This is a genomic window from Micromonospora sp. NPDC048898, assembly GCF_043198035.1.
Lineage (GTDB): Bacteria > Actinomycetota > Actinomycetes > Mycobacteriales > Micromonosporaceae > Micromonospora.
Genome location: NZ_JBICUF010000003.1, coordinates 443606 through 459032 on the forward strand (window position 1 = coordinate 443606; position 15427 = coordinate 459032).

Consider the following 15427-nt stretch of genomic DNA (forward strand, 5'->3'; position numbering starts at 1 on the left):
GACAAGCCCGGCGGTGCCGGACCGTTACCCACCCGCAACCGCCTCGTTGCCGAAGGCCCGTCGCCGACCTACCGTTGCCGCTTGTTGCGCAGCGTAACCCAGCGTCGGGCCTGACTGCGCAGCGTGAGGAGATGAGGAGGCACAATGCGAGTTCGTAGACTCGCCGCCTGGACCGCCCTCCCGCTCGCGGTGACGCTGGGCCTCGCGGCCTGCGGCAGCGGCGGAGACGGTGGATCCAGCGGCAGCGGCAATTCGGCGGTCAGCATCCAGATCGGCGAGCCGAAGCACCTGGTTCCCACCAACACCACCGAGACGTCCGGTTCACAGGTGATCGCCGGCCTGTTCAGCCCGCTCGTCGACTACGACGCCCAGAACAAGCCGTACGAGGTCGCCGCCCAGTCGATCACCTCGTCCGACAACAAGGTCTGGACGATCAAGCTCAAGGACGGCTTCACCTTCCACAACGGTGAGAAGGTCACGTCCGAGGACTACATCAACGCCTGGAACTACGGCGCGTACGCCCCCAACGGTCAGGACAGCAACTACTTCTTCGAGAAGATCGCTGGCTACGCGGACCTGCAGGGCAAGACGCCGAAGGCCAAGGAGATGTCCGGCCTGAAGAAGGTCGACGACCTCACCTTCACCGCGACGCTCTCCGAGCCGTACATCGACTTCAAGACGACGCTGGGCTACAACGCGTTCTTCCCGATGCCGGACGCCGCGTTCTCGGCTCCGGGCGTGCTCAAGGACTCCTACGAGCAGGCGCCGATCGGGCAGGGCCCCTTCAAGATGAAGGGCACCTGGCAGCACGACAGCAAGATCGACGTCGAGCGCTACGACGCGTACCCGGGCGAGAAGCCCAAGGTCAAGAACATCGAGTTCCGGATCTACCAGCAGCTCACCGCTGCCTACGCGGACGTCCAGGCGGACAACCTCGACGTGCTGCCGACGATCCCGACCGAGAGCCTGAGCACCGCGCCGAGCGACCTGGGCGACAGGTACCAGACCAGCCCGATGTCGTCGTTCCAGTTCCTCGCGTTCCCGACGTTCGACAAGGACTACGCCAACCCGGACGTGCGCAAGGCCATCTCGATGGCAATCGACCGTGACGAGATCACCAAGTCGGTCTTCAAGGGTTCGCAGACGCCGGCGCGTTCCTTCGTCTCGCCGGTCCTGCCGGGCTACCGGGAGAACACCGCGGGCAAGGCCGGCGAGTTCAACCCGGCCGAGGCCAAGAAGCTCTACCAGGCCGCCGGTGGCCCGTCGAAGATCGTCATCTCGTACAACGGCGACGGCGGGCACAAGGACTGGGTCGACGCCACGGTCAACCAGCTCAAGGCCAACCTGGGTGTGGACGCCGTCGGCTCGGCCGAGCCGAAGTTCGCCGACCTGCTCACCAAGGTCGAGAAGAAGCAGCCGGTGGGTGCGTTCCGGATGGGTTGGGTCATGGACTACCCGACCATGGAGGACTACCTCGGCCCGCTGTACAGCACCAACGGCTCGTCGAACTACTACGGCTACAGCAACAAGGAGTTCGACAGGCTGGTCAAGGAGGGCTCCGCCGCGAAGACGCAGGACGAGGCGATCGCCAAGTACCAGCAGGCGGAGGACATCCTGGCCAAGGACATGCCGGTGATCCCGCTCCGCTTCGGCCAGAACGTGTTCGGCCACTCGTCCAAGGTCAAGAACGTGGAGATGGACCTGTTCCAGCGGGTCAACCTCGTCAAGATCGAAGCAGCCAGCTGAGCTGACCATGGTGCGGGCCACCCGGGCGACGACGCCCGGGTGGCCCGGACCGCACCACCGGGCCGGGCCGCATCGCAGTAGCGGACTTGGCGTCGGTGGTGCCGGCTTCCCCGGGCCGGACGGCGCGTCTCGGATATTTCGGGTACGACCAGAGATGCCGTCCTGCGACCCTTTCGCACATTTCCGGAGAGACTGCTAAGCATGTTCCGCTACATCCTGCGGCGCCTACTGCAGATGGTCCTGGCGTTCTTCGGGACCACCCTGATCGTCTACGCGCTGACATTCGCCGGGCAGGGCGACCCGATCCAGGCACTCGCCGGTGAGCGGCCGGTGACGCCGGCCCAACGGGCCTACCTGACCGAGAAGTACAACCTGGATCAGACGGGCGTCGGTGGCTTCTTCTACCGCTACTTCGGCTACGTGAAGGACCTGCTCCAGGGCAACCTGGGCGAGTCGCTCACCGGTCGGAACATCGGCGACATCCTCCAGCAGGCCTGGCCGGTCACCGTCCAGCTCGCGCTCATCGCGCTCGCCGTGGCGATCATCTTCGGGGTCACCGCCGGTGTGCTCGCCGGCATCCGTCGGGCCAGCATCTTCGACAACTCGACACTGGTGCTGACCCTGCTGGTGCTGGGCATCCCGACCATCGTGCTGGCGCCTCTGGCGCAGTACTTCCTGGGCGTGAAGTGGCAACTCTTCCCACCCACCGCCGGCTCCGACCCGACGTTCTACGCGCTCCTGCTGCCGGGCATCGTGCTCGGCTCGCTGTCGCTGGCCACCGCCCTGCGGCTCACCCGGGCCTCGGTGGCGGAGAACCTGCGCGCCGACTACGTCCGGACCGCCCGGTCCAAGGGCCTGGTCAAGCGCCGCATCGTCGTCGTCCACGTGCTGCGCAACTCACTGATCCCGGTGGTCACCTTCCTCGGTGTGGAACTGGGCAACCTGATGAGTGGCGCGATCATCACCGAGGGCGTCTTCAACATCCCCGGCGTGGGCTTCAACCTCTTCCGCGGCATCCGCACCGAGGACGGCCCCCTGGTGGTGGGCATCGTCAGCGTGCTCGTCGTGGTCTACCTGGTCTCGAACCTGGTGGTGGACGTCCTGTACGCCGTACTCGACCCGAGGATCCGCTATGAGTGAGCGCAGCGAACGAATCGACAGCGCAGCGTGCCTGGGCTCTCATGCCGGCGCCGAGCGCAGCGAGGTGCAGGCATGAGTGAGCGCAGCGAACGAATCGACAGCGCAGCGTGCCTGGGCTCTCATGCCGGCGCCGAGCGCAGCGAGGTGCAGGCATGAGTGACTTCGAGACCGTGGCGGCCAGCGAGAACCAGGCCGCGCGGCGCGGGCCCTCAGGTGAGCCGGGCACACCCAACCAGGTCGGTGCCTCGAACAAGCCCCGCAGCCTGGCCGGAGACGCCTGGCGGGACCTGCGCCGTAACCCGATCTTCTGGATCTCGCTGGCGCTTGTCGTCATCTTCACCCTGATGGCGCTGCTCCCCGGGGTGTTCACCGCCAACAACCCGAACGACTGCCTGCTCTCCCGGCAGCACGCCGGGCCGTCCGGCGGGGCCATCTTCGGGTACGACTTCCAGGGCTGCGACACGTACTCCCGGGCGGTCTACGGCACCCGGGCCTCGCTGCTGGTCGGCGCGCTCGCCGCGCTCGGCACCGGGATCATCGCGCTGGTGATCGGCATGCTGGCCGGGTACTTCGGCCGCTGGGTCGACGCGGTGCTCTCCCGCGTGATCGACGTGGTGCTCGGCATCCCGCTGCTGCTGGCCGCGATCGTGCTGCTCAAGCGGGTCTCCAGCGACAGCCAGTGGGCACGGATCGGTGCTGTCGTCTTCGTGCTGGCCCTGCTCGGCTGGACCACCGCCGCCCGCGTGGTCCGCTCGTCGGTGATCACCGCGAAGGAACAGGACTACGTCTCGGCGGCCCGGATGCTCGGCGCGGGCAACGGTCGGATCATGTGGCGGCACATCCTGCCGAACTCGCTCGCCCCGGTCATCGTCGTGCTGACCATCGCGCTCGGCTCGTTCATCGCGGCCGAGGCGACGCTCTCGTTCCTGGGCATCGGCCTGAAGGCACCGACCATCTCCTGGGGCCAGGACATCGACACCGGCCGCATCCACATGCGGGAGGCGGCGGCACCGCTGATCGTCCCGTCCGCGTTCCTCGCGCTGACCGTGCTGGCGTTCATCATGCTCGGCGACGCGATCCGTGACGCCTTCGACCCGAAGCTGCGGTGAGACACTCATGACCGTCCAACCCACACCCGCCTCCGCCACGCCCGAAGGCGGCCACCTGCTGGAGTTGCGGGACCTGCACGTCGAGTTCCGCACCAACGAGGGCGTGGCCCAGGTGATCAACGGCGTGTCGTACCACCTGGACGCCGGCGAGACACTGGCCGTGCTCGGCGAGTCCGGCTCGGGCAAGTCGGTCACCGCGCAGGCGATCATGGGCATCCTGGACACCCCGCCCGCGTTCGTCCGCTCCGGCCAGATCCTCTACCAGGGTCAGGACCTGCTCACCCAATCCGAGGAGCAGCGCCGGCAGGTACGCGGCAAGGAGATCGCGATGATCTTCCAGGACGCGCTGTCCGCCCTGAACCCGGTGTTTCCGGTCGGCTGGCAGATCGGTGAGACGCTGCGCCAACGCGCCGGCATGTCCCGGGCCGACGCCCGGCGGCGCGCCATCGAGCTGATGGACCTGGTCAAGATCCCGGGAGCCGCCAAGCGGATCGGCGACTACCCGCACCAGTTCTCCGGCGGCATGCGGCAGCGCGTCATGATCGCGATGGCCCTGGCGCTGGACCCGAAGGTGCTGATCGCCGACGAGCCCACCACGGCGCTCGACGTGACAGTCCAGGCCCAGATCATGGACCTGCTTGCCGACCTGCGCCGGGAACGCGACATGGCGATGATCCTGATCACCCACGACCTGGGTGTGGTCGCCGGTGTCGCGGACCGGATCGCGGTCATGTACGCCGGCCGGATCGTCGAACACGCCGACGTCCGCTCGCTCTACAAGGCGCCCGCCCACCCGTACACCAAGGGGTTGTTGGAGTCGATCCCGCGCCTGGACGTCCGCGGCGAGGAACTGTCGACGATCAAGGGGTTGCCGCCGAACCTGATGCGCATCCCGTCCGGCTGCCCGTTCCACCCGCGGTGCCCGTACGTCCAGCAGGTCTGCGTGGACGTCGTACCCCACGACCTGGTCCTCGGCGACGGCCGGACCAGCGCTTGCCACTTCGCGCAGGAGGTCCGTGATGACAGCGTCGCCCGCTAGTCCCGCCAAGGTCCGCGGCGAGACGATCCTCTCCGTCGACAACCTGGTGAAACACTTCCCGATCACGCAGGGCGTCCTGTTCCAGCGGCAGATGGGCGCGGTCAAGGCCGTCGACGGGGTGAGCTTCGAGCTGCGTCGGGGCGAGACGCTGGGCGTGGTCGGCGAGTCCGGCTGCGGCAAGTCCACCCTCGCCCGGCTGCTGATGCGGCTGGAGACGCCCACCTCCGGCCGGGCCACCCTGGAAGGTCGGGACCTGTTCAAGGCCTCCGGGGGCGAGCTGCGTCGGGTACGCCGCAACATGCAGATGGTGATGCAGGACCCGTACACCTCACTGAACCCGCGGATGACCGTCGGCGACATCATCGGCGAGCCGTTCGAGATCCACTCGGATGCCGCTCCGAAGGGCAGCAAGCAGAAGCGGGTCCAGGAGCTGCTCGACCTGGTGGGGCTCAACCCGGAGCACATCAACAGGTACCCGCACCAGTTCTCCGGCGGTCAGCGGCAGCGCATCGGCATCGCCCGCGCGCTCGCCCTGCGGCCCGAGGTGATCGTCTGCGACGAGCCGGTGTCGGCTCTGGACGTCTCCATCCAGGCCCAGGTGATCAACCTGCTCAAGCAGCTCCAGGACGAGCTGGGGCTGTCGTACATCTTCATCGCCCACGACCTGTCCGTGGTGCGGCACATCGCCGACCGGGTCGCGGTGATGTACCTCGGTCGCATCGTCGAGATCGGCACCGAGGACGAGATCTACGAGCGGGCCACCCACCCGTACACCCAGGCTCTGCTCTCCGCGGTGCCGGTGCCGGACCCGGAGGCCCGCGACCAGCGCACCATGATCCGGCTGGTCGGTGACGTGCCCAGCCCGGCCGATCCGCCGAGCGGCTGCCACTTCCGCACCCGCTGCTGGAAGGCCCAGGACATCTGCGCCACCGAAGATCCCCAGACGGTCCCGAGGGCAGCGGACCCCCACCCGTCCGCCTGCCACTTCGCCGAACTCCGCCCAGCCCCCTAACCCGCCCGCCCCGCCCGCCCGCCTCACACGTCGATCATGGAGTTGTGGTGGCCGATTTATCGACCGGCACCCCTTTTGCGGGGCACCACAACTCCATGATCGACGCGAACGGGGGTGGGGTGGGGTGGGGTGGGGGTTAGTGGAAGAAGTGGCGGGTTCCGGTTAGGTACATCGTCACGTTGGCTTTTTTGGCTGCCGCGATGACCTCTTCGTCGCGGATCGAGCCGCCCGGCTGGACGATGGCGCGGACGCCGGCGTCGATGAGGATCTGCGGGCCGTCGGCGAACGGGAAGAACGCGTCCGAGGCGGCGACCGAACCGCGGGCACGGTCGGCGCCGGCGCGGCTGACCGCGAGCTGCGCCGAGTCGACCCGGTTGACCTGACCCATGCCCACGCCGACGGTGGCGCCGTCCCTGGCGAGCAGGATGGCGTTGCTCTTCACCGCGCGGACCGCCCGCCAGGCGAACGCGAGATCCCGCAGCAGCTCCTCGTCGGCGGCCTCGCCGGTTGCCAACTTCCAGTTGGCCGGGTCGTCGCCGGGGGCGTCCACCCGGTCGGCGACCTGGGTCAGCACGCCACCGGTCACCGGCCGCCACTCGACCGGCGCCGGGGTCCAGGCCGGCGCGCGCAGCAGCCGGATGTTCTTCTTGCCCTGCAACACCTCGACCGCGCCCTCGTCGAAACCGGGGGCGACCACCACCTCGGTGAAGATGTCGGCGACCTGCCGGGCCAGCTCGACCGAGACCGACCGGTTGACCGCGATCACGCCGCCGAACGCCGACACCGGGTCGCAGGCGTGCGCCAGGCGGTGCGCCTCGGCCACGTCCGCGCCCACCGCGATGCCGCACGGGTTGGCGTGCTTGATGATCGCCACCGCCGGCTGGTCGGCGAAGTCGTTCGCCGCACGCCAGGCGGCGTCCGCGTCGACGTAGTTGTTGTACGACATCTCCTTGCCGTGCAACTGCTCGGCCTGGGCCAGACCTGCCGGGGCGTCCGGGTCGGTGTAGAGCGCGGCCGGCTGGTGCGGATTCTCCCCGTAGCGCAGCACCGTCGACTTGCGCAGTGCCGACCCGGCGAACGCCGGCCAGGAGTCGTCGGCCGGGGCCAGCTCCCGGGCACACCACTGGGCCACCGCCACGTCGTACTCGGCGATGTCCGCGAACGCGCGGGAGGCCAGCGCGCGGCGCTGCGCCAGGGTGAAGCCGCCCTCGCTGAGCGCGCCGAGCAGCGCCGGGTAACCGGCCGGGTCGGTGAGCACGGCGACCGAGGCGTGGTTCTTGGCGGCGGCCCGCACCATGGCCGGGCCACCGATGTCGATCTGCTCCACGCACTCCTCGACGCCGGCGCCGGACGCGACGGTCGCCTGGAACGGGTAGAGGTTGGAGACCAGCAGGTCGAACGCCGCCACCCCCAGCTCGTCGAGCTGTGCGACGTGCGTGTCCTTGCGCAGGTCGGCGAGGAGACCGGCGTGCACCTTCGGGTGCAGGGTCTTCACCCGGCCGTCGAGCACCTCGGGGAAACCGGTCACCGTCTCCACCGGCGTCACCGGCACACCGGCGGCGGCGATGGTGCCCGCCGTGCTGCCGGTGGAGACGATCTCCACACCGGCCGCGTGCAGGGCCTGGGCCAGCTCGACCAGCCCGGTCTTGTCGTAGACGCTGACCAGCGCCCGCCTGATTGGGCGGCGCCCGTCCTGAGTGGGACTCACGGAACCGTGACCTTCCTTCCGGTGATGGTCCAGCCTTCGCGGACCAGCCGACCGACCTGCTCGACGAGCTGGCGTCGCTCGGCTTCCTTGATGCGCTCGGTGAGCGTGTCGACGTCGTCGTCGTCCAGCACCGGCACCGCTACCTGCGCGACGATCGGCCCGGTGTCCATGCCGGCGTCGACGAAGAAGAGGGTGGCCCCGGTGAGCTTCACGCCGTAGGCGAGAGCGTCGCGGGGGCCGTGGATGCCGGGGAACGCCGGCAGCAGCGTGTTGTGCGTGTTCAGGTAGCGGTCGCCGAAGGCGGCGAGGAAGTGCGGGCCGACCAACTTGAGGAAACCGGCGGAGATGACCAGGTCAGGTTGGTGCTTCGCGACGTGCGCGGTGAGCGCCACGTCCCAGTCTTCCCGGGTGTCGTGATCGCGGACCCGCTCGACGAAGGTCGGCACCCCCGCCGCGTCGGCCCGGTCCAGGCCCGCGATGCCGTCGCGGTCCGCGCCGACCGCGACGACCTGAGCGCCGTACGCGGGGTCGGCGGCGGCATCCAGCAGCGACTGAAGGTTGCTCCCGGAGCCGGAGACGAGGACGACGATGCGGGCGACAGGCGCGGGCTCGGTCACCGGGCCACCCTATCGGGCAGGTCAGGATGCCCTTCCGCTGGGCGGTGCGCCGATCGTCGACGGTGCTGACGAGCATCGACCCGGTACGCTGCCGCTCGCTCGGGCCGAACGTCGTCACGACCCACGCCCGTCACTGCACCGACACGCGGAACAGGCCAAGAAGGGCCATTTCCCGCGCTATGGGAGAGATGTCCTCCGGCTGCGGCACTGGGCTTTGGGAGGACTGACCGCGATCATGGATGGAAACAACAGCAGTAACTGACGGAACCAGTCCAAGGAGCTTTTCGAATGCAGCCCGGTAACCCCGGTCAGGACCCGTACGGCCAGCAGCCCAACCAGGACCCGACCGCCCCTCCGCCGCCAGCCGCCCCGTACGGCCAGCAGCCCACCTCCGGCCAGCCGTACGGCCAGCAGGATCCGTACGCGGCACCGCAGGCTCCGTACGGCCAGCAGCCCACCTCGGGTCAGCCGTACGGTCAGCCGCCGGCGTACCAGGACCCGTACGGCCAGCCGCTGCAGTACGGCACCGGCCCGGCGTACCCGAACGCCGGGTACCCGCAGGCGCAGGGGCAGAACAACACCCTCGGCCTGGTGTCGATGATCCTCGGTATCGCGTCGATCCCGCTGCTGTGCTGCTTCTACCTGGGCATCCCGGTCGGCATCGCGGCCGTGGTCACCGGTTACCTCGCCAAGCAGAAGGTCGCCCAGGGCCAGGCCAACAACGCCGGGCAGGCCAAGGCCGGCCTGATCTGCGGTGCGGTCGGCGTCGTGCTCGGCATCCTGCTGATCATCCTGCTCGTGGTGGCACAGGTCACCCTGCCCACCCAGCCCTGACCTGGCTGTTGTCGACGGGGCGCTCCGGATTCGTCCGGGGCGCCCCGCGCTCGTCCAGCGCGAGGGCACGCGCCGACCGCCCCGCGCTCGGCCGCCCCGCGCTCGTTCGTTCAGCGCGGGGGCACGCGCGGGGGCTTCGCGGCCTGCGGGGCGGGGGCGCGGGTGAGCGCTCGGGTGGCCGCGGCACCGAGCAGCGCGCCGACCGCGATGACACCCGCCGCCACCGCCCCGACCTGCCAGCCCACCGGCCCGACCTGGGCCAGCCGACCGGCACCGAGCGGCCCGCCGGAAACCGCGGCGGCCACGCCGATCAGCACCCCGGCCACCGGCCCGGCCACCGCCGCAGGGGCCAACACCTCGGCCCAACGATGCGGGGCCCGCTCCGGCCCGGCGAGTCGAGCCAGCCGGCGTGCGAGCAGCCAGCCGGCGACCATCCCGGCCAGCACCGGCACCGCGAGCAGGAGAGCACCGAAGCCGTCCACCGGGCCTCGCGGCAGGCCGGCGAGCAATGGCACGGCCGGCAACGCGCCGACCGACACCTCACTGGTGCGGACCGCGGTGTCGGTGCCCACCGCGAAACCCGGCCCGAGCAGGTAGCTGGCCGACCAGACCGCCGCGTTCGGCGCGTACGCGACGCTGACCAGGGTGATCCCGGCCTGGCCGGCGACCCCGGTCCGATACGCGCCGATCATGTCGGCCGCGTCGCCGCCGCCGGTGGCCACCGCCAGGCCGGCCGCGCCGGCACCCGCGCCGAGCAGCAGCAGCCCGGCCACCAGGCCGCTCCGCACGCCGTCGCGCACCGGGCCCGGCAGCCAGCCGACGACAACCTGGGTCACGGCGGTGATGCGGGTGGCACCGACCAGCGCGGCGAGTGTGCCGACCACGGCGAACGTCACCCCCGCCCGAAGCACTGACACGTCCGGTCCGTCGGCGCCGATCAGCACCGCCGCGAGCGCGCCGAGCAGCGCGTACGCGATGCCCACCGCGCCCGCGGCGAGCAGCGCCCGACGCGGTGAGCGGGTGTCGCGGGCGCCGATCGCGCGGCTGACGTGCACTCCGGCCCGGGTCAGCCGCCAGAGCGCGAGCACGGTCAGCGCCAGCGGGGCGAGCCCGAGTGGACCGGACTCGGTGTGCAGCCCCACACCGTGCCCGAGCAGCCAGCCGGCCAGAGCGGTGCGCAGCGTGTTGGTCAGGGTGCTGGAATCCGTGCCGAGGTGCACCAGGCCGAGGACGATGGCGACCGGCAGGTAGGAGGTGAGGGCAGCCCAACCGGCCGCCACCCCGGCGGCGACGGGCAACGGCGCTCGCCCGCGTGGCGACCCGCCCGCGCGGGGCGCGGGCACCCGTCGGGCCGGTGCGGCACGATCGACCGGCCGGTCGTCGGCGTGCACACCGCCGGGACGGCTGGGACGGTCAGGGGTGACGGGGGACATCCGCTCTACTCTGGCACGTCGCGCGGGCCGTGGCAGTCCGATAACCCGCCCGAAGGGCTGCGAGTTGACCGAACCCGGGCCCCGGCCACCCCGGCCGGTCTAGCCTCGGCCGAAGGGGGCGCGAGTCGCCGCCGCCCGGGTCGGGTCCGCCGGTCGCGGTCCGCCGGCCCGCCGCCGACGAACGCCCGGAGGACGCTGTGCCGACGCCATACCCGCCACCACCGCCACCACCGGCCCGGGGACGGGACCGGACCACGCTCTGGGGCGTGCTGGGCATCGTGCTGGGGCTGATCTGCTGCGGCATCCTGGGCATCATCTTCGGCTACCTGTCCATCCGCGACGCCCGGCGCAACGGGCAGTCGCCGGTGCTGGGCTACCTCGCCATCGTGTTCGGCGTGATCAACATCATCGGCGGGGCGATCCTGCGCGCCACCGGCAACTACCCGTTCTGGAACAACGACTGACCAGCTCACCACCGCGTACGCCGAAGGGGGCCGACCGGCTGCGGTCGACCCCCTTCGGTGTTGCCTGGCCGGCTCAGCTGCCGGACATGATCTCCCGCATCAGCTTCGCGGTCTCGGTCGGCGTCTTGCCGACCTTGACGCCGACCGACTCCAGCGCCGCCTGCTTCGCCTCGGCGGTGCCGGCCGAGCCGGAGATGATCGCCCCGGCGTGACCCATGGTCTTGCCGGGAGGAGCGGTGAAGCCGGCGATGTAGCCGACCACCGGCTTGGTGACGTTGGTCTTGATGAACTCGGCGGCCCGCTCCTCGGCGTCACCACCGATCTCACCGATCATCACGATGGCGTCGGTCTCCGGGTCGGCCTCGAAGGCCGCCAGCGCGTCGATGTGGGTGGTCCCGATGATCGGGTCACCGCCGATGCCGACGCAGGTGGAGAAGCCGATGTCGCGCAGCTCGTACATCATCTGGTAGGTCAGCGTGCCGCTCTTGCTGACCAGGCCGATGCGGCCGGAGCCGGTGATGTCGGCCGGGATGATGCCGGCGTTGGACGCGCCGGGCGAGGCGATGCCGGGGCAGTTCGGCCCGATGATCCGGGTCTGCTCGCCCTTCGCCACGTTGTACGCCCAGAACGACGCGGTGTCGTGCACCGGGACGCCCTCGGTGATCACCACGGCCAGCGGGATCGCGGCGTCGATCGCCTCGACCACTGCGGCCTTGGTGAACTGCGGCGGCACGAAGATGACAGTGACGTCGGCACCGGTCTCGGCCATCGCGTCCGCGACGGACGCGAAGACCGGCAGCTCGGTGCCGTCGAAGTCGACAGTCTGGCCCGCCTTGCGCGGGTTGACGCCACCCACCACGTTGGTGCCGGCGGCCAGCATCCGCCGGGTGTGCTTGGAGCCCTCGGAACCGGTCATCCCCTGAACGATGACCTTCGAGTCCTTGGTCAGCCAGATAGCCATGATCAGACCCCCGCAGCTGCCAGCTCGGCGGCCCGCTCGGCCGCACCGTCCATGGTGTCCACCCGCTGCACGAGCGGGTTGTTCGCGCTGTCCAGGATCGCCCGGCCGGCCTCGGCGTTGTTGCCGTCGAGACGGACGACGAGCGGCTTGGTGACCTGCTCGCCGCGCTGCTCCAGCAGGGCGAGGGCCTGGATGATGCCGTTGGCGACCTCGTCGCAGGCGGTGATGCCGCCGAAGACGTTGACGAAGACGCTCTTCACGGCCGGGTCGGAGAGCACGATCTCCAGCCCGTTCGCCATCACCGCGGCGCTCGCGCCGCCGCCGATGTCGAGGAAGTTGGCCGGCTTGACGTTGCCGTGCCGCTCACCGGCGTACGCGACCACGTCGAGGGTCGACATGACCAGACCCGCGCCGTTGCCGATGATGCCGACCTCGCCGTCGAGCTTGACGTAGTTGAGGTCCTTGGCCTTGGCGGCCTGCTCCAGCGGGTCCACCGCGGCCTGGTCGACAAGCGCCTCGTGGTCCGGGTGCCGGAACGCGGCGTTCTCGTCCAGGCTGATCTTGGCGTCGAGCAGCAGCATCCGGCCGTCGCCGTTCTTGGCGAGCGGGTTGACCTCGACCAGGGTGGCGTCCTCGGCGACGAACGCCTGCCACAGGCCCACGGCGATCTCGACCACCTGGTCGGCGACCTCGGCCGGGAACCCGGCGGCGGTCACGATCTCGCGGGCCTTGGCCTCGTCCACGCCCTGCACGGCGTCGATCGGGGCCTTCACCACCTTGTCGGGGGTGTCGACGGCGACCTGCTCGATGTCCATGCCACCGGCAACGCTGGCGATGCAGAGGAAGGTGCGGTTCGCCCGGTCGAGCAGGTACGAGAAGTAGTACTCCTCGGCCACGTCCGCGGTCACCGTGATCATGACCTTGTGGACGGTGTGGCCCTTGATGTCCATGCCGAGGATGTCGGTGGCGCGGGCCACCGTCTCCTCGGCGCCCTCGGCCAGCTTGACGCCGCCGGCCTTACCTCGGCCGCCGACCTTCACCTGTGCCTTGACGACCACGCGACCGCCGAGGCGTTCGGCGATCGCACGGGCCTCTTCCGGGGTAGTGGCGACGCCGCCGGCCAACACGGGCAAGCCGTGCCGCTCGAACAGGTCCCGCCCCTGGTACTCGTACAGGTCCACGATTGCGCGTCCCGTCCCGTCTCCGCGGCGCGCCGTCGCGCCGCCACCAGCGTTCAAAAAACAGTTTGACGCCTGTCATCAGTTGAAACAGGCCATTGGCCGCAGCCTAGCGAGGTCGGCACCGCCGGCAACCGAGCGGGTGCGCGGTGTGCGGTAATGCACAACCGGACATCGGCAGCGGCCGGTTCCGGCCATGACTCCGGCCGCATCCACCGTCCGGGCGATGTTGCCCTGGTTGCGTAACCCGGCCGTAGGGGCCTCGTTGAGTCAGATGTCGGAGCGCTGAACAGCGCAATGACGGGAGACGGCCGATGCCCTGTCGGTCGAGGGGTGGCGGCGGGGCATCGTGCATAGAGGGGCCGGACGTGTGAGGGGTGCGTCCGGCCCCTCCCCCGTGCCCAAATCCGGTCGCCCCGGTCGCCGAGCAGACCGCCGCGACGAGGCTGTCGCCGACCGCTCCGACGAGGTTCAGGAAACCGGCTGCGCGACGTTCTCGCGGACCCACTCGACGATCGCCTGGGTGGTGGCGCCCGGCGTGAAGATCTTGGCGACGCCCAGCTTCTCCAACTCGGGAATGTCGCCGTTCGGGATGATGCCGCCACCGAACACCACGATGTCGCGGGCGTCCCGCTCACCGAGCAGCTCCAGCACCCGCCGGAAGAGCGTCATGTGCGCACCGGAGAGGACGGACAGGCCGACCGCGTCGGCGTCCTCCTGGATGGCGGTCTCCACGATCTGCTCGGGGGTCTGGTGCAGGCCGGTGTAGACGACCTCCATCCCCGCGTCGCGCAGGGCACGCGCGACGACCTTCGCGCCCCGGTCGTGGCCGTCCAGGCCGGGCTTGGCGACGACGACCCGAATACGAGAGCTCATCAGCGCACACCTTTCACCGGCTCCACGGCCTTCACCTGAACGAACGGTAACCCGGCGGACCCAACCCGGGAAATCCGGGCTGGAACCCGGCTCCGCGACCAGTCAACCGCGCGGTACGACCACCGCGCAGCCCGAAGAGACCCGCCGAGGCCATCCGGCACCGCCCGGCCCAGCGATCCGGCGTTGTCCAGCGTTGCGGCACGGCCCGCAGTCAAGTCGGACGACTCCGCCGGACCGGTCACGCTCGGCGACGAACGGGCAGCAACAAGGGCACCGTTCGGCGTCACGATGCATGACAATCACGGACGCAAACGGACAGATCGACACGCCAATTTCGCGCTCTAGCTTGTGACTCGTCTGGTGGTTGGCTAACGTGTCCACGGTTGTCATCAGGTCCATGGACGGGTGACGACGCGGTCAGCGGACGTTCACCGGAGCTTCACGAACGCCCACCGGCCGCTTCGGAACCCCGACAACGGAGGGTGTGCGTGCGCCAGCGCCTGTCGTCTGAGCCCGATCGATATCGCGGTCGTCGCCGTGTGCCCACCCCACCGCGCAGCCGTTACGCCGCTGTCGTCACCACCGCCTTCGTCGGGGCCGGCATCGTCGCGCTCGGCGCGAGCGCCCTGCCGGACGCCAAGGACGTCAGCCCGACGGTGCTCGACGAGCTCAAGCAGGCGTCGGTCACCAGCCAGGACGCCGCGGCCCGTGCGGACAACGCCGACCGCGCCTCGCGGGACAGCCGCACCAAGGACAGCGCCGAGCCCGAGGTGTGGCTGCTGCCGCTGCAGGGCTACGACTTCAACTCCCCCTACGGGATGCGCTGGGGCAAGATGCACACCGGCGTGGACCTGGTCGCCGGTGAGGGCACGCCCTACGTCGCGATCCACGACGGGCTGGTCACCAAGGCCGGCTGGTTCGGTGGGTACGGCAACGCCGTGATCGTGCAGCACGCCGACGGCAGCGAGGCCATCTACGGCCACTCCTCCGCGGTCAGTGTCAAGGAAGGCCAGCAGATCAAGGCCGGCGACCAACTCGGCCTCGTCGGCCAGACCGGTCACGCCTACGGCACCCACCTGCACCTTGAGATCCATGTCAAGGGCAAGCCGATCGACCCGGTGCCGTTCCTCCAGGACCGCGGAGTGGACATCAAGCTGCAAGTCGAGGCAATCTACAGCGAGGTAGCCGGCTCCTGACGCTACGTACCGACCGTTGACCGCCCGGATCTGTCGATCCGGGCGGTTTTTCGTGGAGCGATGTCTTCCAGGTCACAGTGCAGATTGTGAGCGGCGACACCGTACCGCATGATC

General features: G+C 69.9%; 14 protein-coding genes. 8 read left to right on the top strand and 6 right to left on the bottom strand.

Annotated features, from left to right (window positions below; genetic code table 11):
* Nucleotides 1-144 precede the first annotated feature (144 nt).
* The 5 genes from ACGFIQ_RS12355 to ACGFIQ_RS12375 all read left to right on the top strand — a co-directional run bounded on the left by ACGFIQ_RS12355 (nt 145) and on the right by ACGFIQ_RS12375 (nt 6046).
* The gene (locus ACGFIQ_RS12355) at nt 145-1746 is read left to right on the top strand and encodes an ABC transporter substrate-binding protein (RefSeq protein ID WP_393242973.1); all 1602 of its coding nucleotides are present in this window, start codon (nt 145-147) and stop codon (nt 1744-1746) included.
* A 201-nt stretch (nt 1747-1947) separates the two neighbouring features.
* Nucleotides 1948-2886 carry an ABC transporter permease gene (locus ACGFIQ_RS12360; RefSeq protein WP_393242975.1) on the top strand — a complete coding sequence of 313 codons (939 nt, stop codon included), beginning with the start codon at nt 1948-1950 and terminating at the stop codon, nt 2884-2886.
* 152 nt (nt 2887-3038) lie between these two features.
* Nucleotides 3039-3995: an ABC transporter permease gene (locus ACGFIQ_RS12365; RefSeq protein WP_393242977.1), complete on the top strand. Its 957-nt coding sequence runs from the start codon at nt 3039-3041 to the stop codon at nt 3993-3995.
* Between the two features lie 7 nt (nt 3996-4002).
* Nucleotides 4003-5034 (top strand): ABC transporter ATP-binding protein, encoded by a 1032-nt coding sequence (locus ACGFIQ_RS12370; protein ID WP_393242979.1) that lies wholly within the window; start codon nt 4003-4005, stop codon nt 5032-5034.
* Complete coding sequence (locus ACGFIQ_RS12375; protein ID WP_393242981.1) at nt 5015-6046, top strand: ABC transporter ATP-binding protein; 1032 nt, start codon at nt 5015-5017, stop codon at nt 6044-6046. Before ACGFIQ_RS12370 ends, ACGFIQ_RS12375 begins: the two co-directional genes overlap by 20 nt.
* A gap of 136 nt (nt 6047-6182) precedes the next feature.
* On the opposite strand, the gene purH is transcribed toward ACGFIQ_RS12375, so the two are convergent.
* Both purH and purN read right to left on the bottom strand, forming a co-directional pair.
* The gene (gene purH / locus ACGFIQ_RS12380) at nt 6183-7754 is read right to left on the bottom strand and encodes a bifunctional phosphoribosylaminoimidazolecarboxamide formyltransferase/IMP cyclohydrolase (protein ID WP_393242983.1); all 1572 of its coding nucleotides are present in this window, start codon (nt 7752-7754) and stop codon (nt 6183-6185) included.
* Nucleotides 7751-8371, bottom strand: coding sequence for a phosphoribosylglycinamide formyltransferase (purN, locus tag ACGFIQ_RS12385; RefSeq protein WP_393242985.1), 621 nt, complete (start codon nt 8369-8371; stop codon nt 7751-7753). Before purN ends, purH begins: the two co-directional genes overlap by 4 nt.
* Nucleotides 8372-8659: 288 nt before the next feature.
* Between purN and ACGFIQ_RS12390 the strand changes: the two genes are divergently transcribed.
* Nucleotides 8660-9205, top strand: coding sequence for a DUF4190 domain-containing protein (locus ACGFIQ_RS12390; protein ID WP_393242987.1), 546 nt, complete (start codon nt 8660-8662; stop codon nt 9203-9205).
* A 110-nt stretch (nt 9206-9315) separates the two neighbouring features.
* Here ACGFIQ_RS12390 and ACGFIQ_RS12395 read toward each other — a convergent pair whose 3' ends face one another.
* The gene (locus ACGFIQ_RS12395; RefSeq protein WP_393242989.1) at nt 9316-10638 is read right to left on the bottom strand and encodes a DUF6350 family protein; all 1323 of its coding nucleotides are present in this window, start codon (nt 10636-10638) and stop codon (nt 9316-9318) included.
* Between the two features lie 197 nt (nt 10639-10835).
* On the opposite strand from ACGFIQ_RS12395, the gene ACGFIQ_RS12400 reads away from it, so the two are divergent.
* Nucleotides 10836-11102: a DUF4190 domain-containing protein gene (locus ACGFIQ_RS12400; protein ID WP_393242991.1), complete on the top strand. Its 267-nt coding sequence runs from the start codon at nt 10836-10838 to the stop codon at nt 11100-11102.
* 73 nt (nt 11103-11175) lie between these two features.
* Here ACGFIQ_RS12400 and sucD read toward each other — a convergent pair whose 3' ends face one another.
* The 3 genes from sucD to ACGFIQ_RS12415 form a co-directional block, all read right to left on the bottom strand.
* Nucleotides 11176-12063: a succinate--CoA ligase subunit alpha gene (gene sucD, locus ACGFIQ_RS12405; RefSeq protein ID WP_393242993.1), complete on the bottom strand. Its 888-nt coding sequence runs from the start codon at nt 12061-12063 to the stop codon at nt 11176-11178.
* Nucleotides 12064-12065: 2 nt separating this feature from the next.
* Nucleotides 12066-13244, bottom strand: a complete 1179-nt coding sequence (gene sucC / locus ACGFIQ_RS12410) for an ADP-forming succinate--CoA ligase subunit beta (protein ID WP_393242995.1) — start codon at nt 13242-13244, stop codon at nt 12066-12068.
* 468 nt (nt 13245-13712) lie between these two features.
* Nucleotides 13713-14117 carry a cobalamin B12-binding domain-containing protein gene (locus tag ACGFIQ_RS12415; protein WP_088987674.1) on the bottom strand — a complete coding sequence of 135 codons (405 nt, stop codon included), beginning with the start codon at nt 14115-14117 and terminating at the stop codon, nt 13713-13715.
* A 488-nt stretch (nt 14118-14605) separates the two neighbouring features.
* On the opposite strand from ACGFIQ_RS12415, the gene ACGFIQ_RS12420 reads away from it, so the two are divergent.
* Nucleotides 14606-15313: a M23 family metallopeptidase gene (locus ACGFIQ_RS12420; protein WP_393242997.1), complete on the top strand. Its 708-nt coding sequence runs from the start codon at nt 14606-14608 to the stop codon at nt 15311-15313.
* Nucleotides 15314-15427: the final 114 nt, after the last annotated feature.